We start from the raw sequence: 22,215 nt of genomic DNA, 5'->3' as shown, positions 1-22,215 counted from the left end.
GCATCTAATTTAATTTATCCAAGCTTTAAGAGGCTTCGAATTTGTTGCACCATTTGGTTTTCATCAAGCATATGATGTGGAATCGTCATCGTTAATAGCTGATCTGATCGAAAATGGCGGTCTACTTCAAGCATAACGTGAGTTTGATTAGGTTCAGCAACAAAAGATACCTCAACTTCATTAAATCCGCTAAACATATGTGAAGAGACAAATTCAAGCTCTTGGTAACAACCAATCGTTGATCTAAAATTTCGCGCAGTCAGCTGCCCTTTTTCTACATCTACTGTCGATAGAACGAAGCCACATCGCTGCATAGCCTGTAGAAACATTTGCATGGCTGGAGTTGGCAGAACCTTTAGATAATCACGATCAGTCGCATCTAGTCCCCAATCAACATCCATATGGGTTTGAATCCAAACCCGTGCACCATTTCGTCGACAAGCAACCTCTGTAATCGGTGTCTCAAATGGTAATTGAATACTAAAAGGGAAAGAATGCGCTTGATGGGCCGGCAAGAGGAATCGAGAGTTCACTAACCACTCTTGTAAAACTAGAGGCTGGTTAAACTCATGATCACCAGATTCAACTTCTGCCATCGTCACCAATTGCAAATAAAGACCATTAATCTCTTTATCAGATGATCCACCTTTAAAGCTAATTTCCCCATGCAATGTGCTGCCTGCTTGCAAGCTTGGGTTCTGTAAAACAGTTTCTACCGTTACACCTTGAAGACCCAAACCAGACATAATTTTACTAAACATTTTTTCTCTAACCTTTCGAATTATTTCATGTCATCTGTAGCAGCATACTTATTATTAAAGTGCATCATCTCCAGCGAGCTGAATCTTACCATCTGCAACTTCATTCATAAATTGGTTATAGTCATTTAGATTACGTTCTGCATATTCTTCTGCATACGTTTGTAATACTTCTACTATCGTATTACCTTCGCCAAGATATCCCATAAGTACATCTGCATTTCCAGATTTAGCATGGGCATGAGCTAAGGCTAAACCACAACTTTCGGCATACTCATAGAAATACTCATCATCCATGTCACTAAGATCAACCGAAATTTTCATATCACGTAACTGACGTACATGAAAAGGTTGAGTCGATATTGAAGAGAACCCAAGAAATATATCACTTGCAGCCTGCATAAGCTGCTGACCATGCACTACACGCTCACCTTCGTGATTTACCTTGTCTATAAATAGCGGGCTAAGAATTGATGGATTCGCTTCTTTCATTTGTAAAATTAAGGGTTCCCGATCTGCATCCTGAAATAATGCAATCGCTGATCGTGTACCAACACTTCCGACACCCACCACTTTCAAAGCTACATCTGTACGTTGATAACGATCAAAAAGTACTTGGCGATCGTATTTCAAAGAATCACGGTATTGTTGAAAGAATACATCAACATCTTTAGCAAATGGCTCATTTGCACTTGGATGCCATAATAACGGCGCATCATCCACAAAATGACGAAATCCTGTATCTTGATCTTGCTGGGTAAGCTTCGGCAAAACAGAGTACGCCGTTCTTTTCTGTGCTGAATCAAGATGCTTCTCGCGTTTCTTTCTTAGTTTTCGACACTCAGTATTTTCTAATAATGTACTGGCATCAACTTTTTCATACCAAACTTGGAGGGGTGAAAGTTCCGTAATTTCTAATAAGTGCTGACGATAACTATTCAGCATTATTTTAATTGCTTTTAACCCGACTTTCTTTGCAAGATGAATATCACGCGCCGCGATCACAAAACTGGTTGCTAAACGCTTTACATCCCATTCAAACGGGGCAACTAAAGTTTCATCAAAATCATTAATTCCAAATAACAGGTTACGTTCTGGACTTGCAAAACCTCCAAAATTACTTAAATGACAATCACCACAAATCTGTTGAAATAAGCCTGAATTTACCTGCTCCCACGCTTGGTCAAATAGCATCAAAGAAGGCATGCCACGATAAAATGTAAATGGAGAAACACTCATCCGTTTTGCACGAATCGGTTTGAGCTTTTCTAAACGTCCTTGGTTACTCCAATCATAGATCGTTAAGGCAGTTGTACCTTTTGGTCGTTCAGAAAGCTTTGATAGCTGTTCACGCGGTACTTTTTTACGTTGAGCCTTACCTAATTTGAAACCTTCGCTTTTATTAAGTAATTTTCCCTGATAGCTATGACGTGTTAAATCAATACTTTCATCATTCCAAAGTTGTTTTGGTAATTTAATTGGTGTTGTTTTTGACATTATGCCCTCATTTTTAAATTAAAGTTTTTATATTCTGAAATCTTTACCAAGATAAAATTTATTTTCTATTAGACATACCCATGTCTTTTTTGGAGCTAAGATTTATAAGGAATATTAAAAATATGATTTTTAAATATCTTTAAGAGTTGGAAGACCTCAAAACTTTTCAAACTGTTCTTCCAACTCTACATTCTTAAATCGACCAGTCCTGAATGTCCCAATTGTGTTCTTGAGCCAGCTTTTCAAGACGATCATCAGGGTTTACTGCAATTGCATGCGTTGCATATTCAAGTAAAAAACGGTCATTAATTGAATCGGAATATGCCCAAGACTCAGACACGTTACGACCTTCCAACCATGCATCTAGACGTGTAAGTTTGCCCTTTTGATAACACGCTAAACCAGCAACTTTACCCGTATATTTTCCATCAGCCACTTCAGCATTGGTTGCTAAAATTTCGGTAATCCCAAATTCACGGAAAATCGGCGCAGTAATAAAATCACTTGTTGCCGTAATACCTACAATGGTATGGCCTAAATCTTGATGTTTTTTGATTGCATCAAAACCTTTTGGACGCATCTGCGGACGAATGACTTTTTGCATGAACAATTGGTGGAGCTCAGTTAAGTAGTCATTGCCATGCTGAGTTAAAAATCCGAAAACAAATTCATTATAAGCATATGGGTCAAGTTGCCCTGCTTTGTAATCTTCATAAAATTTATCATTCATCTGACGATGATGAACCGGATCAACCAAACCTTCATTGACTAAAAATTCACCCCAAGAATGGTCTGAATCGGTATTTAACAAGGTATGGTCTAAATCAAACAACGCCAGTTTCATGAAAATTCTCGTTTAAACTGAAATTTAAGAAAAAAAATGTAAATCTATCTCCGCTAGTCGATAGAAATTCGTTAAGATCGTAGCAATTTAAACATTTTACTTTGATCTTTTCGAGCTGGACATAAAAAAGTGTTTGTCCCCGCGATTAAAGTCAACGATATAGACAATATTTAGGTAGCCAAATGATCGATTCAGAAGGTTTCCGACCGAATGTCGGGATCATTTTGGCAAACGATGATGGACAGGTTTTATGGGCAAAGCGCATTGGTCACAATGCTTGGCAATTTCCACAAGGAGGCATCCAGTTTGGAGAAACCCCTGAACAGGCACTTTTTCGAGAACTGAGAGAAGAAATCGGCTTATTGCCCGAACATGTCCAGATTATTGCGCAAACCAAAGGATGGCTGCGTTATCGTTTGCCACATCGGTACATTCGGTCAGACTCTGACCCCGTATGTATCGGACAGAAACAAAAATGGTTTTTACTGAAGTTAACTGCACCTGCAAAAAATATTCAGTTAAACCTTTCCGACCCGCCCGAATTCGATGAATGGCAGTGGGTTAGCTATTGGTATCCTCTTGGACAAGTGGTGAACTTCAAGCGTGATGTTTATCGTAAAGCCATGGTGGAGTTGTGTACACAGTTGCCGATGCAACAATTACCCTAAAAATCATTTATCTAGCAAATGATTTTTATTAAAAGTGCTGTTATAAATACATTCATAGTCTAAAAAAATACTGGAGTATACATCCATGTCAAACATGCAACTCGACACTCTACGGCGCATTGTCCAAGAGGTTAATGCGTCCGTCAGTTTGCATGAATCATTAGACATCATGGTTAATCAGGTTGCTGAGGCCATGAAAGTGGATGTTTGTTCTATTTATTTACTCGATGAACGCAATCAGCGCTATGTCTTAATGGCCTCTAAAGGTTTAAATCCAGAATCTGTAGGCCATGTTTCTTTGCAACTCGGTGAAGGCTTGGTTGGTCTGGTCGGTCAACGTGAAGAAATTGTTAACCTTGACAATGCACCAAAACATGAGCGGTTCTTGTATTTACCTGAAACAGGCGAAGAAATTTATAACTCTTTCCTCGGCGTACCGGTCATGTATCGTCGTAAGGTTATGGGTGTTTTGGTTGTCCAAAACAAACTTCCTCAAGATTTTAGTGAAGCTGCCGAGTCCTTTTTAGTTACGCTATGTGCTCAGCTTTCTGGCGTTATTGCTCATGCTCATGCAGTAGGTAATATTGACGTATTTCGTAAGCCGAGTAATGGACCTGCCTACAAAACCTTTCAAGGCGCTTCAGGTGCAGGTGGTGTTGCTTTAGGTCGTGCTATTATTTTATATCCGCCTGCCGATTTGGGTTCTGTGCCTGATCGTGAAGCAGAAGATATTAGCGATGAACTTCGAATTTTAGATCAAGCCATTTCATCAGTACGTTCAGAGATTCGCTCTCTGGATGAAAAAATGCATGATTCACTCATGGCCGAAGAGCGCGCTTTATTTAGTGTTTTCTTAAGAATGCTAGATGAAAATGCATTACCAGCAGAAATTAAAGAACTGATCCGTGATGGGCATTGGGCACAAGGTGCGGTGCGTCGTGTAATTGAAAAACATACTGCCCTATTTGCACAGATGGAAGATGATTATCTTCGTGAACGAGTTTCCGACCTTAAAGATTTAGGGCGACGTATTTTAGCCTCTTTGCAAGAAGAAGATTCTAGCCATCGTGAACTGAGTCCAGACAGTATTTTAATTGGTGAAGAGATTAGTACTGCGGCACTTGTAGAGTTACCGGTAGACAATATTGCAGCAATTGTGACATCCGAAGGTGCAGCCAACTCACATATGGTGATTGTTGCTCGTGCATTAGGTATTCCAACTGTAGTTGGTGTAACTGAACTGCCAGTGAACACACTTGATGATGCAGAAATGATTGTGGACGCCTATCAGGGCCGTGTTTTTGTTAATCCGCCACGTCGTTTACGCCAACGCTATAAAGAAATTCAGAAAGAAGATGAGCAAATCGCAAAAGATCTCAAACAATACGAGACCAAAGAAGCGATTACTCCTGATGGTGTGTCTGTTCAACTTTATGTAAATACGGGTCTCATGATTGACGTAGTACGCGGAGTACAACGTGGTGCTCAAGGTGTTGGTCTATACCGAAGTGAAATTCCATTCATGTTACGAGAACGTTTCCCGGGTGAAGAAGAACAACGCGCAATCTACCGTCAACAGTTGAGCCACTTCGCCAATAAACCTGTGGTGATGCGAACTCTGGATATTGGTGCAGATAAAGACCTGCCGTATTTCAGTATTGAAGAAGAAAACTCGGCTTTAGGCTGGCGTGGGATTCGTTTCACGCTCGATCATCCCGAGATTTTTTCTTCACAAATTCGCGCCATGCTCAAAGCCAGTATTGGTTTAAATAATTTGCATATTTTATTGCCAATGGTCACTACAGTCAGTGAAGTCGAAGAAGTACTTTATTTACTTGAGCGTGACTGGATTGCAGTGCAAGAAGAAGAGCAAGTTAAAATTACCAAACCAAAAATTGGGATTATGGTTGAGGTGCCGAGCGTCCTGCTACAAATTGATGAGTTTGCTGAACTCGTCGATTTCTTCTCGGTCGGTTCAAATGACTTAACACAGTATTTACTTGCAGTTGACCGTAATAATCCACATGTGGCCAACGTTTACTCACACTTCCACCCATCCATTCTACGTGCGTTAACTCGCTTAGTTAAAGAGTGCCATGAATACAAAAAACCAATAAGTATTTGTGGTGAAATGGCAGGTGACCCATTATCGGCAATTTTACTCATGGCGATGGGCTTTAATACCCTTTCGATGAGTTCAAGTAACATTTTGCGAGTAAGAAAAGCAATTTGTCATGTCCCTATGACAGATGCACAAAAATTGCTGGATGATGTCATGAAAATGAATAATCCACTCATCGTAAAAAGCTGGCTTGAGTATTATTTTAAAACTCATGGTTTAGCTGATATGGTGAAATCGAATCGAATCGTAAATGTTTAATACATAAACAATAAAGGAGAGTAATACTCTCCTTTATTGTTTGAGAGAGCTTCTACAACAACTCAATATAAAAACTTTGGATTCGATTTTATCTTCTTTTTTTAAACAAAAATTTAATCGGTTTTTCAAATCAATACTGACAATTTAATCCATTTGAAAAATAAAACTTCTACTTTTACTATGTTTATAGAGCGCTATTAAAAGATCTTACGTTGTTCCAACAATTGAAGAGGTAATTCTATGCATCGTTATTTACAAGTTTCATCTTATTTTTCCTCTTGTTTTTTAACCTTCATACAGTAAATTGGAGGAATAACAATTAAAGGAATCTGATGGATTATTAAATAACAAAATCATGAGACAACATCTTAGTGAAAAGAATTTTAAACGGTTTTTCTCACCATTTGTTCACTCATTTCTTTATTTAATAAACATGAGTTTTCCCCCAAAAGTCCAGGAAAATGAGCCCTACTACTTTATCAAGAGCTCAATAATTATTACCCAGAGAGAATATAACCATGTCAGACGAATCAAAATGCCCTTTTTCAGGCCATAAATCAAAACCAGAGGTAACGATCGGTGGTGGCACGCCTAGCTTACATTGGTGGCCAAAACAACTACGCGTTGACTTACTAAACCAACATTCAGAACGCTCTAATCCACTCAGTAACGATTTTGATTACCGTAAAGAATTTAAAAAACTCGACTATTACGCACTCAAAGCTGATATCAAAAATGTGTTAACAGATTCCCAAGATTGGTGGCCAGCCGATTGGGGAAATTATACAGGCCTATTTATTCGCTTAGCATGGCATGCTGCCGGTACATATCGTATGGGTGATGGTCGTGGCGGTGCTGGTCGTGGTCAACAACGTTTTGCACCACTAAATAGTTGGCCTGACAATGCGAGTTTAGATAAAGCTCGCCGTTTATTATGGCCAGTTAAGCAAAAATACGGTCAAAAAATATCGTGGGCAGATTTATTTATTCTTGCTGGAAACATCGCACTTGAATCTTCGGGCTTCCGTACCTTTGGTTTTGGTGCAGGTCGTGAAGATGTTTGGGAGCCAGACAACGATGTAAACTGGGGTGATGAAAAAGAATGGTTAGCTCATCGAAACTCTGAAGCACTAGAAGGTAGCAATTTAGCTGCAACCGAAATGGGTCTAATTTATGTAAACCCTGAAGGTCCACAAGCCAGCGGTGACCCTAAATCAGCTGCACCATTTATCCGTGCCACTTTCGGCAACATGGCAATGGACGACGAAGAAATTGTTGCTTTAATTGCAGGTGGCCATACTTTAGGTAAAACCCATGGTGCTGGCTCTGCTGACCACGTTCAAGCTGATCCAGAGGGAGCGCCAATTGAACAGATGGGCTTTGGCTGGTCAAGTAGCTTTGGTACAGGTGTCGGTAAAGATGCAATCACTTCAGGTTTAGAAGTCATTTGGTCACAAACGCCAACACAATGGAGCAACTACTTCTTTGAAAACCTGTTCAAATACGAGTGGGTACAAGAGCGCTCACCGGCTGGTGCAATTCAATGGGTAGCGGCAGATGCTGAAGCGATCATCCCCGATCCTTTCGATCCGTCAATTAAACGTAAGCCAACGATGCTTACTACAGATTTGACCTTACGTTTTGACCCTGAGTTTGAAAAGATCTCTCGTCGTTTCCTTAACGACCCACAAGCTTTCGCGAATGCTTTTGCTCGAGCATGGTTTAAATTAACTCACCGTGATATGGGTCCAAAAGCACGTTATTTAGGTCCAGAGGTTCCTGCTGAAGATTTAATTTGGCAAGATCCATTACCAGCTGCGAGCGCTATACCATCTGCTGCAAGCATTGCTGATGCAAAAGCAAAAATCGTTGCACTAGGGCTATCTGCTGGCGAATTGGTTTCGCTTGGTTGGGCTTCCGCGTCAACATTCCGCGGTGGAGATAAACGCGGTGGTGCAAACGGTGCACGTATTGCTTTATCACCACAACGTGGTTGGGAAGTAAATAAAAAAGCTGTTGAGACTTTAACTAAAATTGAAGAACTCAAAGCATCTACCCAATTGTCACTGGCTGACTTAATTGTACTTGCAGGTAACATTGGTGTAGAGCAAGCCGCTCAAGCGGCGGGCTTTAATATTAGTGTTCCATTTGCTCCTGGTCGCGTTGATGCATTACAAAGTCAAACCGATGTCGAATCTTTCCAATTACTTCTCGGCCTTGCAGATGGTTTTAGGAATTGGAAAAAAGAGGGAGTCAGTGCAGCAACTGAGGCGTTATTAATTGATAAAGCACAACAATTGACTTTGACTGCACCAGAATTAACTGCATTGATTGGTGGTTTACGTGTACTAGGCACCAACTGGGATGGTTCGCAACATGGTGTATTTACCCAACAGGTTGGTGTACTCAGTACAGACTTCTTTACGAACTTACTCGACATGTCTACTGTATGGGCACCTGTCGATTCAACAAGCGAAGTATTTGAAGGCAAAGACCGCAAAACAGGTGCAGTAAAATTTACCGCAACGCGTAATGATTTAGTCTTCGGTTCAAACTCAATCTTACGTGCGTTGGCCGAAGTCTATGCTCAGGCAGATGGTAAAGAAAAATTTGTTCAAGACTTTGTCGCAGCATGGACTAAAGTGATGAATCTTGATCGTTTTGACTTAGCTTAATTAAAGTCAAAATAATAAAAGCCAGTTCAATTTGAACTGGCTTTTTAATATAAAGTAACCGAGTTTTAGACAGTCAATTTATGCCCTTCCCGAATGCAATAAAAGGGATTAGCAAGCTTTGATGAAGCTTTAATTGCTTGAGCTAAAGCATGTTCCGGATCTTCCCGATCTTCATCAGTTAACTGAAAAGTTCGATAATGAATTGCAAGAGAACGATGAGCTTGTAAATCTAAATGAGCATGAACAGCATCTTGAGGATTCATATGAACATAGCTCATTAACTTACGAGGTTCATAAGCACCGATTGGAAGCAAGGCAACACGCGGTGCGCCATAACGTGCATGAATTTGCTTAAAATGGCCTGCATAACCGGTATCACCAGCAAAGAAACAATGGCCAGTTTTAGCTACAACCGAAAAGCCTCCCCAGAGTGCTTTATTTTGATCACGTAGACCACGCCCTGAGCCATGCTGTGCAGGTGTATAGATTATTCTTAATTCGTGATAGGGAATTTCTTGCCACCAATCCATTTCAATCACATGAAAATCTTTAGGTAGATAAAATCCATTTCCAAGGCCTGTATAAATAGGCATAGCGAATTTTTTATGCAGCCACTCAAGTGTAGCTAAATCCATATGATCATAATGATTATGACTGAGTAGAACTCCATGTATGGTCGGCAATTGTTCTAAAGCAAAACCCGCTGGACACACACGGCGTGGCCCACGTCCATGTGAAGGACTTGCATAATCACACCATACTGGGTCAGTAATAAAGTTATAAGGCCCGATCTGAACTAATACTGTTGCATGCCCAACAAACCAAACTTGCCAATCATCTAAGTCTGCATGAGGCCGGTTTTGAGGCAAAGCAATTGGCGTATTAACACGTGCTTCATATTCATTTTGAATATCCACTTTCCACGTGAAAGACTCACGCGTAACTAACCAACGTAATAGCTCTTTTGAGCCTCTAGCTGGTAATTTAGGCTGCTGGTTATAAAACCGCGTATCTGATTCACGCCCTGACTCTGGATGATAAAAAGGAGGTTTTATCCATGTATGCGTCCAACAGGACTGAGTCGGCAATTGATATGTTAATGTCGGCTTGTCTTTCATGGGCTTTTCTATGTTTTAGCAGCAGCAGAATGGATGTGTTCAGGTTTCTATCTTAACGATTAAAACAAATTAAGCTATGGTACTTACACTTATTTATCATATAAATATCCCTTTTATCGTAGTCATAGCCAACATAAGTTGAATTAGAGTGCCATAAAAAACACATAGATGTGTTGGGTTTATGCTTCGACAATTACTATTCTTATTAAGATATCTTGTACAACATAACAATATAAATCACCTAAAGTGATCATAGATTTGCTCTGTTTTACTTTCGTAGTCCTCAATTTTCCAATTTAAAATATTTTGACAACCTATAGCACAAAATATTTAGTAACACTTACAGCCTGTGAAGTTCCAAAGAAATATATTTCATAATTTTAATTTATTATTCTTTATTTTTGCATAATATGAGAATTAATTGTATGAATATTTAAAACGTTTAATTTTTTCTTTGATTAAGTAAAAAAATTGTATTCATGATCGAATAATTAATATAATTTATGAATTATTTAAACTTATATTCCTATATTAATTATCTAATGAAAATTAAAATTCCATTTATTTTATAAATACCTAAATCACCTTCACGCTATATCTATTTATGCTTTATACTTCACTTAAATCATAGTAAGACATTTTTTGGATTAGTCTTATGGAACTACGCCATCTCCGATATTTCATTACCGTTGCTGAAGAATTAAATTTTAGTAAAGCCGCTCTTAAACTTTTTACTGCACAGCCTTCTCTTAGCCAACAAATTAAAGATTTAGAAGAAGATGTTGGCGTACGCCTTTTAAATCGTACAAAACGTAAAGTTGAGTTAACAGAAGAGGGAGAAGTATTTTTAGAACATGCTCGGCTCACTCTTGCTCAAGCTGAAAAAGCGGTCGCTATGGCACGACAGGTTTCTAAAGCTAAGCAGCAATTGTTACGTATCGGTTTCGTGCCCATTGCAGAAATGAAGATTTTTCCTTACGTTCTTCCCAATCTGCGAATACAACATCCCGACCTCACCATTGAGTTATCTAATCTAAATAATACCGAACAGCTTAAAGCCTTAAAAAAAGGAGAGCTGGACATTACATTTACCCGTGAAAATACAAATAATGATGAAATTCAAAGTCAATTCGTTTTGACTGAACCCTTGATTTTCCTACTTCCAAAGAACCACCCACTTGCTCAGTATGATCGAATTCCTGTTCATGCCTTACAAGGAATTGATTTCATTATTCCAGCTGCTGAGCAATCACAAACATTACATAATACTATTTTAGACTTCGCTAGAACTCATAATATCGAACTCAATATTGTTCAAAAAGCAGATAGCATGCTGTTTAATATTAACTCTCTTGGCTCTGGCTTAGGGTGTACAATTTTACCTGCCTATGTGGCTCCATTAGGAATCAAAAATACAATTGTTCGCCCACTTGATGTCGACTTACCAACGATTGATTTATTCGTAAATTACCGTAGAAACTCACAGTCCTTAGGTGTCCAAAAATTCATTGACCAACTCACCAAAGTATTTCATTTAGACAAAAACTTAAGCCACGCTTAATTATCAAAAATGATTTTATTATTAAACACATGATTAATAAGATTATCTATATAAAAAAGTATAAATAAATATTCTTTATATTTATTTATACTTTTCATAACTAGTTTAATTCACAATATTGTTCTATGTTCCCTAGTAGGCACTTTAAATATCTCATGGATATAAATAAAAAACCCCGCAATAAAATTCATATAAAACCAGATATTATTTTCACCATTTAATAAAAAATAATATATTTACCCCGTAATAAAGGAGACTAGAAAAATGGTTGGATTATTTCAACATCTTGGACGTAGTGTACTAAACCGTCCTCATTTCTTTATCGCCTTATTTATAGGAATTGTCACCGCTATTATTTTGACATGGTTAACTTCATGGAAATGGTCAACTATATTATTAGTCAGTTGGAATGCTTCGGTTAGCATATATTTACTCCATGTTTGGCAACTCATGAAAAGTGCCGATCATTCACAAATGCAACAGCAAGCTAAAAAACAAGATGAAAGCAAATGGGTCATTATGCTGATTGTTTTACTAGCCTTAACCATGTCTCTGGTTGCTATTTTGATTCAACTGTCACAGCTTCCTTCAGAGAGTTCTGCTAAGTTAGGCCATGTAGCCTTAGCTTTACTGACGATTGTTTCTGCATGGCTTTTTATGCATACCGTTTTTGCTCTACATTATGCCCATGATTTTTATATGGCCTTATCTAGAAATGAGGAAAATGGAGGATTAGATTTCCCAGAGACAAAACAACCAACTTATCCTGACTTTCTATATTTTAGTTATATTATTGGGACTTCTGCGCAAACTGCCGATGTGTCAATTACCACCAAGCATATGCGCCTTTTAAACTTATTTCACGCAGTATTGTCTTTTGGGTTTAATACCACCATTTTGGCGATCTGTATTAACGTTGCTGCTGGCTTTCTTACCAACTAAAGCGACGTATTTAGAAAATAAAAAAAGCCACCCATTTGGATGGCTTTTAAGAATATTAAGTTTACAACAGTTGCCCCATCGTACTTTGTTTTAAGCCTTCGCGCTGTTTAATCGCATCAATATAACGTTCAATGGCTGGGTGTGATTCAATTGTTTTCATTTTTAATTGCCATAAAAGCATTGCTCCAACACTTACATCAGCTGCAGTAAATTGCTCACCACATACATACGGATTTGCTTCACTCAATCCTTGAACTAAAGCTTGATAAGCATCATTGTAATCGCCATAGCCAACAAACATCTTTTGCTCAGGTGATACTTCTATTCCTAAAGCTTTATCAACACCTGCAGCCTCCCAAGGACCCGCCATCACAAATAACCAACGATAGTACAAACCACGTTTCGGATCATCTAAAGCAGGAGCCAAACCTTTCTCAAAAAACTTATCAGCCAAATAAGCACAGATTGCACCCAACTCATAAATCACGACATCGCCATCTACCAATACCGGCACTTTTCCAAAAGGATTAATTTTTAAATATTCAGGTGATTTCATTTCGGTCTTGTATGCGACTTCAATTCGTTCACATTCAACACCTAACTCGACCAAAAGCCAGTCAATAACAACACCACGTGACTCTTTGTTAGTATAAAGTTTAAGGCTCATTCTTATTGCTCCTTGTTTATCGTAGTTCCTAGTGTACAAATAACTTTTGTCAGTTTTTGTCAGTAGCCTTTTGCATTTCCTGTTTCCACCACTTTTGGAACAGAAGCTTTTTAAATTCGGGATATATATCTTGGCTAATATGAAGCTGATGGATACGATCTATTCGAAAGTGGCGAAATGCCTGACGCAATTCACACCAAGCAGCCAGTACTACTTTGTCGTTTAAATAACCTAAAGCAAAAGGCCAAAGTGAACGTTCACTTAACCGTTTTTGTTCATCGCAATAATCTATTTTTATTTTTACTTGATTACGAATGGCTATACGCACCTGCTCCACCAGAGCCGCATCAACTGGATGCCAATAATGTGCGACACCCAAGGTCATATCATCGAGTAGATGTTTTCGATGTTTAGGCAAAACCGCATAAAGTTTTGAATAAATTGAAACTGCAGCAGATTTTAATGACTGATCAGGAACATCTTTCAACCATTCTAAAGCTAAAAATAAAGCTTCAGCTTCGTCTTCATTGAATGTCACTGGGGGTAATAAAATATCCTCTTTGAGCTGAAAACCCAGACCTGCTGAGGCATCGATTCTTACACCTTGCTCACGTAAGCTATCAATATCCCGATAGACACTTCGAACACTAATGTTTAGGCGTTCAGCTAAGACTTGTGCAGTAACTGGATAACGAGCTTCACGGAGTTGTTGTAAAAGATTTAATAGGCGAATTGAACGGCTCATTTTTCTCTTCTTATTGTTTTGTTATTTAATTTAAAGAAGAGGGAATAAATCCCTCTTCTTCTATCATTCTAAACTACGCTACATCGACAGTAGATAATTGAGCGTATCCTCTCAAAAAGCTGTGAAGCTCTTGTACATCTTTAGCAATCGTTAAAGGTTGGAACTTTTGCAGAACTTCAACGGAATGCACGCCATAACCGACACCAATACGTGGCATACCTAAACGCTGTGCCATCTCAAGGTCATAGCTACTATCACCAATCATGACTGCTTGCTCAACATTCACCCCAGTGACTGTTAATATTTCTTGCAACATGAGCGGGTCTGGTTTTGAGCGCGTCTCGTTGGCAGCCCGAGTTACATCAAAAAGATGAGTACTCTGTGTTTTTGCGATTACACGGTCTAACCCACGACGGTTTTTACCCGTCGCTACGGCAAGTTTTAAACCTTGGGCTTTTAAATCATGGAGTAGTTCAGAAATACCCTCAAACCATGCATCATTTGTCGAGTTCGCGATATAGTGATCGCCATATGCTTTTAAGATCGAGTCATGCAATTCTGGCGCTTCTGGAAATAAGGTCTGCATAACCTCAGGCAAGCCTAACCCAATAATACTTTTTGCGGCTTCATCGCTTAGAGGCAATTCATGTTGCTCTGCTGCATGTTGTAAGCTCGCAACAATCTGACCAACAGAGTTATATAAAGTTCCATCCCAGTCAAAAATTACTAATTCGGTTTTCAGACTCATTTTGCTACTCTCAAAGCCTTTAATAACTGGGTCATGTCTTCTGGTAACGGCGCTTCAATCGGTGGATAACCCGGAATATCTAAACGCATCGCGTGTAAACATAAACGTCGTGCCTGCGGACCTGCGTACTCAGTGGTGTGTCCATATTTATCATCACCCAACAACGGATGTCCAATACTTAAACCATGGACACGGATCTGATGAGTACGGCCTGATAACGGCGATGCATGAACTAAAGTTGCATTTTTAAAACGCTCTGCAACCACCCATTCGGTTTTACTTGGCTTACCTTCTTTAGATACACGTACACGACGCTCGCCATTGGCTAGCTCGTAACGAAATAAAGGAGCATCAATGAGTTGTTTATCGAGACTCACCTGACCTTTTACAATTGCCGCATAAGTCTTACGAATTTTGTGCTCACGCAACATATCTTGTAGCAGCTTTAAAGTACTACGTTTCTTGCTAATCATGACCAGACCAGAAGTGTCACGGTCAATGCGGTGGATTAGTTCTAAATATTTCTTACCTGTCGCTGCGCGTAAAGCCTCAATCAAACCATACGCCACACCACTACCACCATGTACAGCAATACCTGATGGTTTATTTATGACTAACAGGCCTTCATCTTCATAGACCACACGGCTGAGTAGGCTTTGTGCTACACTATCACTCACAGGAGCAGCGGTTTCATCCTTTTGTTCATAGCGAATAGGTGCAACACGAATCTGATCTCCAATCTCTAATTTGGTCTCAGCTTTAATACGTTTTTTGTTTACTCGAACCTGACCTTCACGAATCAAACGATAAATACGACTCTTAGGTACACCCTTTAAACGCGAAAACAGGAAATTATCAATTCGCTGTCCTGCTTGATGTTCATCCACCTCAAACCAAGTGACACTTTGCCATTGCTGTGTAGAATTCATACTAATATTTAAACCTGAAATTTTGCTAAATTTGATTAATAAATGACCGATTAGCTTAGTTTTTTCACAAGAAATCTAAGCTTAGCCCATAGGCAGATGCTGCAAGGTTTGATATAGTCAGCGCACGGATACCGCCGTAAGTGAACATCTAATAGGGAATTTCCCTGATTGAAACCTCAATCAAAATGATGCTTTCATCACCAGCTCGGATTGGTCCTAAAGAATTATGCCGACGCCGAAGGCTTATTATATCGGCAAAATGACAAACTGTTGCGTTTAATTCAGTTTGTTCAAAAAAATATGTTACCAACTCTAGTTGGTTATGGAACGTAAACTGATACACATCAGACAAATCGCTCCTTAATGTTGCCTTCAGGCTAAAGCGTTGATGCATTGGAACTGCCGAAAGCACCGATACGATGAGCATTCCGTATCAAACTTCCAAAAAGAAGTCACTTCGCGCCCAATGACAGTGAAAGTCATTAACCAATGCACCGCTCACCCGCCAGTGAAGCACTAAGGAAGTCCGATTTAAAGGTTGAAGCAGTATTGCCTACATCACAGACGAGAATCGAAGCTAAGGCTAAATGTAGCCGGTAACAGATGACTCAGACCACAAATATTTTGAGATCTGGGAAATGATCCGTCATGTTCGATGTTCGTTCAGAACCTTTAAGTTTGTGCGATATGTTTGTGTGGGTCACTATTAGGTGTCACACCCATGAAACGTATGTTGATTAATGCAACTCACGCAGAAGAAGTCCGCGTTGCACTTATCACTGGTAATCGTCTTTACGATTTTGATTTAGAGAATCGTACCCGAGAACAGAAAAAATCCAATATCTATAAAGGCCATGTAACCCGCGTAGAACCCTCTTTAGAAGCTGTTTTTGTTGAATACGGCGCAGGCCGTCAAGGCTTCTTGTCTATGCGCGAAATTGCTAACAGTTATTTCCAAGCAGACCCACGACAAACTTCAAACATTCGTGAACTTATCACTGAAGGTACTGAATTACTTGTTCAAGTCGAAAAAGAAGAACGTGGCAATAAAGGTGCGGCCCTTTCTACCTTTATTTCACTTGCAGGACGTTATTTGGTTCTTATGCCAAACAACCCGAAAGGCGGCGGTATTAGTCGTCAAATTTCAGGTTCTGTACGTGAAGAATTAAAAGAAATTTTAGCTTCTTTAAATTTACCACGTGGTATGAGCGTTATTGTACGTACCGCTGGTATTGGCCGTACCCAAGAAGAATTACAGTTAGACTTACAGCATTTGCTAGACCTTTGGGCTCAAATTCAAGGCACAGCAAGCTCTGGTCCTTCTCCAATGCTTGTTCATCAAGAAGCTGGTGTTGTTACTCGTGCTATCCGCGATTATTTACGTGATGATGTTGCAGAAATTTTAATTGATAGCGAACAGGCTTATAACGAAGCTTATAACTTTGTTAAAGCAGTGATGCCACGTCAATTAGACAAACTCAAAACTTATACTTTAAACGAGCCATTATTTGCTCATTTTGGTATTGAAAGCCAAATTCAAACTGCTTATGAGCGTGAAGTAAAACTTCCTTCTGGGGGTTCAATCGTAATTGACCAGACTGAAGCTTTAGTTTCAATCGACATTAACTCTGCAAAATCAACTCGTGGACATGACGTTGAAGAAACTGCGCTGAATACTAACTTAGAAGCAGCAGAAGAAATTGCTCGCCAACTTCGTCTTCGTGACATTGGTGGTTTAGTTGTAATCGACTTCATCGATATGACTAAAGAGCGCAACCAGCGCATGGTTGAAGCAAAACTTCGTGAAGCAACACAAAGCGATCGTGCCCGTATCCAGTTCGGTCAATTGTCTCGTTTTGGCTTAATGGAAATGAGCCGTCAACGTCTACGCCCATCTCTTGAAGAAGCAACAGGCTATGTCTGTCCTCGCTGTCATGGTACAGGCATGGTTCGTGACTTACGCTCACTTTCGCTTTCAATTATGCGCAAAGTAGAAGAAATCGCGCTTCGTGAACGTCATGGTGAAGTACAAGTAGAAGTACCTGTTGAAATTGCAGCATTCTTGCTCAATGAAAAACGTCATAGTCTTGTTTACTTAGAACAAACTTCTGGTGTTCGTGTGACTGTTTTACCTCACCCGCACTTAGAAACACCTCACTACGAAATTCAGTACAATCCAGATGGATTTGCGCCATCTAGCTACGAACGTACTGAAGCAACTCGTTCAAGTGAAAAAGAGTTAGGTTATGAATCTTCTGAATGGCATTTAGAAGAAGCCGATCATGGCCATGCTCATGCTGCTCCTGCTACCAATAACGCAGCTAACCAAAAGAAAGCAAATCAAGCAGCTCAACCTGCTGCTCAGGCAAGCGCTCAAAAAGCAGCAAGTCCTTGTGCATGGTTAGAAAACCTGTTTGTTCAAAAACAAGCTCAAACAGTTGATCAATCTCGCTCAGCACAAAATGCTGCTGCCGCAATTGAACAAATGGTGAATACAGGCGCTGTTAGCCGTGGGCAGTTTGGACAAGTTGTAGCACCAGCAGTTGCTGAAGCTACTTCGGCTCCATCTAACAATGCTTATATTTCTCAATCTCCTGTTAAACAGGAAACACGTGAGAATGTTGAAAAAGACGATAAAGTACAACAGCAGCGTCCAAACAACAAAAAACGTAAGCACAAAGAGCAACGTGAACAACATCAACATCATCACAATCAAGAACCACAGCAACAACAGGTTCATGAAGAAGTTGTACAGTTATCACGCCAAGAGCAACGTGAATTAAAACGTCAACAAAAGCGTCAACAACAAGATCAGCCGCATGCGCAACATCAAAATGATGGGCAACAAGCTGAACATGCTGTACCACGTCGTGATCGTAATAATCAACAACGTCCAAACCGCCCGAATCGCCACCGCGATCCAAGCGTATTAAATGAAAATCAAAATACGCCGGCACCAGCAGTTGTTGATGAAAAACAAATTAAGGTTGATTTGATTGATGCTCCACAGCATGAAGTCATGAATACAGCCTTAGTCATCAATGTTGATCAAGCACAAAGCGAAATTATTGCTTTAACGCCTGAGCAACCTGTTGAACGTACTGAAAAAGCACCTGTTGTTGAAGCTACTCAAGAACCAGCTCCAGCACCAGTTGTGGCAGTGGAAGAGACAGTAACTGCTGAAGCAGAAGCTCCTCAACCAAAGGCTGAAAAAACTCAACCGCAAATTCAGCGTGCAAGTAATGATCCTCGTATGCGTCGCCGTGAACAACGCAATGCAAAACGTGCTAAAGCTGCTGCACCATCAATTGCCCCATCGCAAATTCCAACGTTGGCGCAATATACAATTGGTAGCTTGATTCGTCATGTTTACGGTGAAGACTGCACAGTATTGATTGAACAGTTTGGTTTAGTTCCAACATTCAATCGTGCATTGCAGAAATTTGCAGAGCAATATGCAAGTACTCTAGTAACTGAAGTTCCAGCGGAAGCTGAAGACAAAAAGCCTGTTACTCGTGATGCTGAGCTTCCAAGCAACAAGCCTTCACAAGAAGCAGAACCTGCACCAGTACTTGCGTTGACGCCACCAAAAGAAGCGACACCGCGTGTTGCTAATGACCCACGTGAACGTCGTCGTCTAGCGAAACTTGCTGCTGAACAAGCTTTTGAGCAAGTCAAACAGCAACATTCTGCAACAGAAGAAGCTGCACCTGTAGCTGAATCTGTAGAACAAACTGTTGTTGCTACTGCTGAAGCACAAGTACCTGCTGAATCAAAACAGCAACCGCTTGAGCTTGATCAGGAAACTGAAGTAGCAGCTAGCGTAGAAACACCAACTGAAACTGTAGTTGAAGCTCCAGTTGCAAAACAGCCAAAAGCAGCTGCAAAAGCCAAAGCAGCTACAGAACAAGCTGTAGAGCCAACTGAAGCTCCTGCCGAGAGTGAATCAGAAGATTCTAAAGCTGATAAGGACAAACCAAGTCGTCCTCGTCGCCCTCGCGGTCGCCCACCAAAGAAAGCAAATCCTGTAGCTGAGTAAATCATTTGCTCAATTGCAGCTAATTTAAACAAACCTAGTCATTTCGATGACTAGGTTTTTTTTGTTATTTTTAGCCAATTAGGTTGATTGCACTAGAAGAAAAGTTTTAAAAGCATGGTGAACCATGAAAATACTGTACTTTTGCCAACACAACCTTTTTGGATTGATCGAAAAATAAATAGGATTGATATGAGCCAGACAACACAGACCGATATCATTACGCTTGGGGATGTTGCCACCAGACTTCCTAGCTTCATTCCCAAAGTACCCCATATCCTGAATGGTCTTAAACAGGCTTATTTAAGAACAGCAAATACACCAACTGGATTAGGTGTAGCTTTTGAGAAAGCTGTTAAGCGAAATCCGAAAGGTATTGCTTTATTATTTGAAGATCAAAGTTACTCATACGAAGCTTTAAATGAATGGGCTAACCAGATTTCTCACTATTATTTATCTCTCGGCGCACGTAAAGGTGATGTGATTGCCGTAATGGTTGAGAACCGTTCTGAGCTTATTGCCACTATTGTGGGCCTAGCTAAAATTGGGGTAACTATTGCGCTTGTGAATACATCTCAAGTCGGTAAAGTCCTCGCTCATAGTATCAATCTTGTAAAACCAATTGCCGTCATTGCAGGTGAAGAAGTTCGAGCTGTAATTGATGAAATTCGTCAGGACCTAAATGTTCCTAAAGACCGTTTTCATTGGTTTGCAGATCAGGCTACACGTCAAAATGCGGGAACAGCACCTCAAGGTTATGCCAATCTTGCAATAGAAATTGATCAATTTCCAAAATTCAACCCATCGACCACACACTCTGTTCATGGTAATGATGGTCTGTTTTATATTTATACTTCGGGAACAACAGGATTACCAAAAGCAGTTATTTTTAAACATAGTCGCTGGACACTCGCATATGGCACTTATGGCCACATTTTAAACCTTGGTCCAGATGATGTGATGTATGTAACTTTGCCGCTGTATCATGCAACAGGCGTGGTTGTTTGCTGGTGTGGTGTGATTGCAGGAAGCTCTACCCTTGCCATTCGACGTAAATATTCAACCAGTGCTTTCTGGAAAGATGTTCAGAAGTTTAATGCCTCTGCAATCGGTTATGTAGGTGAACTTTGCCGCTACTTGATGGATGCTCCGACTACAGAGCTTGACCGTGCTCACCGTGTAACCAAAATGATTGGTAACGGCATGCGTCCAAACATCTGGGATAAATTCAAACAACGTTTTGGCGTTCAAGAAGTTCTTGAGCTTTATGCCTCAAGTGAAGGTAACGTTGGCTTTAGTAATATTTTCAACTTTGACAACACAGTAGGCTTCTCCCCTACGCCATACGCAATTATTGAGTTTGATAAAGAGAAAAACGAACCAATACGCGATAAAAATGGCTGGTGTAAAAAAGTTAAAGCAGGTGAAGTCGGTTTATTGGTAGGCAAAATTACCAGTCGCTCCCCATTTGATGGCTATACCGACCCAGAAAAGAATAAATCTGTGATTATGCAAGATGTCTTCAAAAAAGGTGACTCATATTTCAACACAGGTGATCTTGTCCGCAATATTGGTTTCCGTCATGCCCAGTTTGTTGACCGCTTAGGCGATACCTTCCGCTGGAAAGGCGAAAATGTATCTACCACCGAAGTTGAAAACATGGTGTGTGAATATGACAAGATCGCTGAAGCTGTCGTTTATGGTGTAGAAATTCCAAATACCAATGGTCGTGCAGGTATGGCAGCAATCACACTTGCTGATGGTGCCGAGTTAAATGACGCTGATTTAACAGAAATGGTGACTGTATTTAAAAAATGCTTACCTGCTTATGCGGTACCAGTGTTTTTACGTATACAAGCTAAAGTTGAAACTACAGGTACTTTTAAGTACCAAAAGAATAAATTGAAGGAAGATGCGTTTAATCCAAGCAAAACTTCTGAACGTTTACTCGCTTTATTGCCTGGTGCAAGCAGTTACTGTGACATCACAACTGAAATTTTTGACAACATTCAGGCCTATAAATACCGTTTTTAGTTCATTTTTTAGCTAAACAAGAGGAAATCGTGCTTTTTATAGGCAATCATGCAAATGTTTTTAAATTTCCTCTTGTGTTAGTTGAATAACTTGCTAAAATACGCGACATCAAAACAAAGGTGGTGTTAGAAAACTTTTAGTTATCTTGCACTTCACATTCAAATGATATTTGAATGTTTGTTCAGGGTCGTTAGCTCAGTTGGTAGAGCAGCGGACTTTTAATCCGTTGGTCCCGCGTTCGAGTCGCGGACGACCCACCACTTATCTGTTTTGAACCTATTTGGGTCGTTAGCTCAGTTGGTAGAGCAGCGGACTTTTAATCCGTTGGTCCCGCGTTCGAGTCGCGGACGACCCACCAAATTCTAAAAAGCCTCTCAGTTCGAGAGGCTTTTTTTATTGTTAATGTATTTTAGTTTTATGACTAAAAGATGACGATGCACTTCTTATATAGAACATCCCTAGCCCATTCCATAAAAATTTCCAAACGTTTAGGAATATAACTTCTATTCGGATATAAAATATTAAGTGGAAGTGATTGAGCGGTATAGGCACTTAGTACTTCAACTAAAGTTCCCTGCTCGATTTTATCCTGAACATCGTAGTATGGAAGTTG

15 protein-coding genes, 2 tRNA genes and 1 pseudogene are annotated in these 22,215 nt (G+C 39.9%); 9 read left to right on the top strand and 9 right to left on the bottom strand.

The window, feature by feature from the left end; translation table 11 throughout:
* Positions 1–14: 14 nt before the first annotated feature.
* The 3 genes from ACXM0J_RS08885 to ACXM0J_RS08875 form a co-directional block, all read right to left on the bottom strand.
* On the bottom strand, positions 15–761 hold the full coding sequence (locus ACXM0J_RS08885; RefSeq protein ID WP_002115100.1) for a sporulation protein: 747 nt from the start codon (positions 759–761) through the stop codon (positions 15–17).
* A 54-nt stretch (positions 762–815) separates the two neighbouring features.
* The gene (locus tag ACXM0J_RS08880) at positions 816–2,255 is read right to left on the bottom strand and encodes a DUF2252 domain-containing protein (RefSeq protein ID WP_086265070.1); all 1,440 of its coding nucleotides are present in this window, start codon (positions 2,253–2,255) and stop codon (positions 816–818) included.
* Between the two features lie 193 nt (positions 2,256–2,448).
* A complete protein-coding gene (locus tag ACXM0J_RS08875) occupies positions 2,449–3,099 on the bottom strand; it encodes an HAD family hydrolase (RefSeq protein ID WP_086265071.1) in 651 nt (216 codons plus the stop codon).
* 182 nt (positions 3,100–3,281) lie between these two features.
* Between ACXM0J_RS08875 and ACXM0J_RS08870 the strand changes: the two genes are divergently transcribed.
* The 3 genes from ACXM0J_RS08870 (at position 3,282) to katG (ending at position 8,822) form a co-directional block, all read left to right on the top strand.
* Positions 3,282–3,767 (top strand): RNA pyrophosphohydrolase, encoded by a 486-nt coding sequence (locus ACXM0J_RS08870; protein ID WP_000567255.1) that lies wholly within the window; start codon positions 3,282–3,284, stop codon positions 3,765–3,767.
* Positions 3,768–3,852: 85 nt separating this feature from the next.
* Positions 3,853–6,147 (top strand): phosphoenolpyruvate--protein phosphotransferase, encoded by a 2,295-nt coding sequence (ptsP, locus tag ACXM0J_RS08865; RefSeq protein ID WP_046811459.1) that lies wholly within the window; start codon positions 3,853–3,855, stop codon positions 6,145–6,147.
* A 518-nt stretch (positions 6,148–6,665) separates the two neighbouring features.
* A complete protein-coding gene (gene katG / locus ACXM0J_RS08860) occupies positions 6,666–8,822 on the top strand; it encodes a catalase/peroxidase HPI (protein WP_086265072.1) in 2,157 nt (718 codons plus the stop codon).
* A gap of 65 nt (positions 8,823–8,887) precedes the next feature.
* On the opposite strand, the gene ACXM0J_RS08855 is transcribed toward katG, so the two are convergent.
* Positions 8,888–9,940: an MBL fold metallo-hydrolase gene (locus ACXM0J_RS08855; protein WP_086265073.1), complete on the bottom strand. Its 1,053-nt coding sequence runs from the start codon at positions 9,938–9,940 to the stop codon at positions 8,888–8,890.
* A gap of 655 nt (positions 9,941–10,595) precedes the next feature.
* Here ACXM0J_RS08855 and hcaR point away from each other — a divergent pair.
* Positions 10,596–11,501 carry a DNA-binding transcriptional regulator HcaR gene (gene hcaR / locus ACXM0J_RS08850; protein WP_086265074.1) on the top strand — a complete coding sequence of 302 codons (906 nt, stop codon included), beginning with the start codon at positions 10,596–10,598 and terminating at the stop codon, positions 11,499–11,501.
* Between the two features lie 264 nt (positions 11,502–11,765).
* Complete coding sequence (locus ACXM0J_RS08845; RefSeq protein WP_086265075.1) at positions 11,766–12,443, top strand: DUF1345 domain-containing protein; 678 nt, start codon at positions 11,766–11,768, stop codon at positions 12,441–12,443.
* 61 nt (positions 12,444–12,504) lie between these two features.
* Here the strand turns inward: ACXM0J_RS08845 and ACXM0J_RS08840 are convergent, their stop codons facing one another.
* The 4 genes from ACXM0J_RS08840 to ACXM0J_RS08825 form a co-directional block, all read right to left on the bottom strand.
* Positions 12,505–13,110, bottom strand: a complete 606-nt coding sequence (locus tag ACXM0J_RS08840; RefSeq protein ID WP_086265076.1) for a glutathione S-transferase family protein — start codon at positions 13,108–13,110, stop codon at positions 12,505–12,507.
* Between the two features lie 49 nt (positions 13,111–13,159).
* Complete coding sequence (locus ACXM0J_RS08835) at positions 13,160–13,855, bottom strand: helix-turn-helix transcriptional regulator (RefSeq protein ID WP_086265077.1); 696 nt, start codon at positions 13,853–13,855, stop codon at positions 13,160–13,162.
* A 73-nt stretch (positions 13,856–13,928) separates the two neighbouring features.
* A complete protein-coding gene (locus ACXM0J_RS08830) occupies positions 13,929–14,603 on the bottom strand; it encodes an HAD-IA family hydrolase (protein ID WP_086265078.1) in 675 nt (224 codons plus the stop codon).
* Positions 14,600–15,532 (bottom strand): RluA family pseudouridine synthase, encoded by a 933-nt coding sequence (locus ACXM0J_RS08825; RefSeq protein WP_005066005.1) that lies wholly within the window; start codon positions 15,530–15,532, stop codon positions 14,600–14,602. The genes ACXM0J_RS08830 and ACXM0J_RS08825 overlap by 4 nt, the downstream gene beginning before the upstream one ends.
* A gap of 721 nt (positions 15,533–16,253) precedes the next feature.
* On the opposite strand from ACXM0J_RS08825, the gene ACXM0J_RS08820 reads away from it, so the two are divergent.
* The 4 genes from ACXM0J_RS08820 to ACXM0J_RS08805 all read left to right on the top strand — a co-directional run bounded on the left by ACXM0J_RS08820 (position 16,254) and on the right by ACXM0J_RS08805 (position 21,960).
* Positions 16,254–19,571 carry an Rne/Rng family ribonuclease gene (locus ACXM0J_RS08820; RefSeq protein ID WP_086265079.1) on the top strand — a complete coding sequence of 1,106 codons (3,318 nt, stop codon included), beginning with the start codon at positions 16,254–16,256 and terminating at the stop codon, positions 19,569–19,571.
* Between the two features lie 189 nt (positions 19,572–19,760).
* Positions 19,761–21,602, top strand: coding sequence for a long-chain-acyl-CoA synthetase (locus tag ACXM0J_RS08815; RefSeq protein ID WP_086265086.1), 1,842 nt, complete (start codon positions 19,761–19,763; stop codon positions 21,600–21,602).
* Positions 21,603–21,786: 184 nt separating this feature from the next.
* A tRNA-Lys gene (locus tag ACXM0J_RS08810) sits at positions 21,787–21,862 on the top strand.
* A gap of 22 nt (positions 21,863–21,884) precedes the next feature.
* Positions 21,885–21,960: transfer RNA gene (locus tag ACXM0J_RS08805), tRNA-Lys, on the top strand.
* 63 nt (positions 21,961–22,023) lie between these two features.
* Here the strand turns inward: ACXM0J_RS08805 and ACXM0J_RS08800 are convergent.
* Positions 22,024–22,215, bottom strand: a pseudogene (locus ACXM0J_RS08800) (LysR family transcriptional regulator); the annotation flags it as partial.

The sequence above is a fragment of the Acinetobacter sp. GRABPA_MV_2 genome (assembly GCF_056725885.1).
The sequence above is the reverse complement of the archived record's forward strand: the minus strand, read 5'-3'. Positions and strand labels throughout refer to the sequence as shown.

Coding starts and splice junctions, on each gene's coding strand:
- ACXM0J_RS08885 (WP_002115100.1), bottom strand. CDS start 761: ATGTTTAGTAAAATTATGTCTGGTTTGGGTCTTCAAGGTGTAACGGTA.
- ACXM0J_RS08880 (WP_086265070.1), bottom strand. CDS start 2,255: ATGTCAAAAACAACACCAATTAAATTACCAAAACAACTTTGGAATGAT.
- ACXM0J_RS08875 (WP_086265071.1), bottom strand. CDS start 3,099: ATGAAACTGGCGTTGTTTGATTTAGACCATACCTTGTTAAATACCGAT.
- ACXM0J_RS08870 (WP_000567255.1), top strand. CDS start 3,282: ATGATCGATTCAGAAGGTTTCCGACCGAATGTCGGGATCATTTTGGCA.
- ptsP (WP_046811459.1), top strand. CDS start 3,853: ATGTCAAACATGCAACTCGACACTCTACGGCGCATTGTCCAAGAGGTT.
- katG (WP_086265072.1), top strand. CDS start 6,666: ATGTCAGACGAATCAAAATGCCCTTTTTCAGGCCATAAATCAAAACCA.
- ACXM0J_RS08855 (WP_086265073.1), bottom strand. CDS start 9,940: ATGAAAGACAAGCCGACATTAACATATCAATTGCCGACTCAGTCCTGT.
- hcaR (WP_086265074.1), top strand. CDS start 10,596: ATGGAACTACGCCATCTCCGATATTTCATTACCGTTGCTGAAGAATTA.
- ACXM0J_RS08845 (WP_086265075.1), top strand. CDS start 11,766: ATGGTTGGATTATTTCAACATCTTGGACGTAGTGTACTAAACCGTCCT.
- ACXM0J_RS08840 (WP_086265076.1), bottom strand. CDS start 13,110: ATGAGCCTTAAACTTTATACTAACAAAGAGTCACGTGGTGTTGTTATT.
- ACXM0J_RS08835 (WP_086265077.1), bottom strand. CDS start 13,855: ATGAGCCGTTCAATTCGCCTATTAAATCTTTTACAACAACTCCGTGAA.
- ACXM0J_RS08830 (WP_086265078.1), bottom strand. CDS start 14,603: ATGAGTCTGAAAACCGAATTAGTAATTTTTGACTGGGATGGAACTTTA.
- ACXM0J_RS08825 (WP_005066005.1), bottom strand. CDS start 15,532: ATGAATTCTACACAGCAATGGCAAAGTGTCACTTGGTTTGAGGTGGAT.
- ACXM0J_RS08820 (WP_086265079.1), top strand. CDS start 16,254: ATGAAACGTATGTTGATTAATGCAACTCACGCAGAAGAAGTCCGCGTT.
- ACXM0J_RS08815 (WP_086265086.1), top strand. CDS start 19,761: ATGAGCCAGACAACACAGACCGATATCATTACGCTTGGGGATGTTGCC.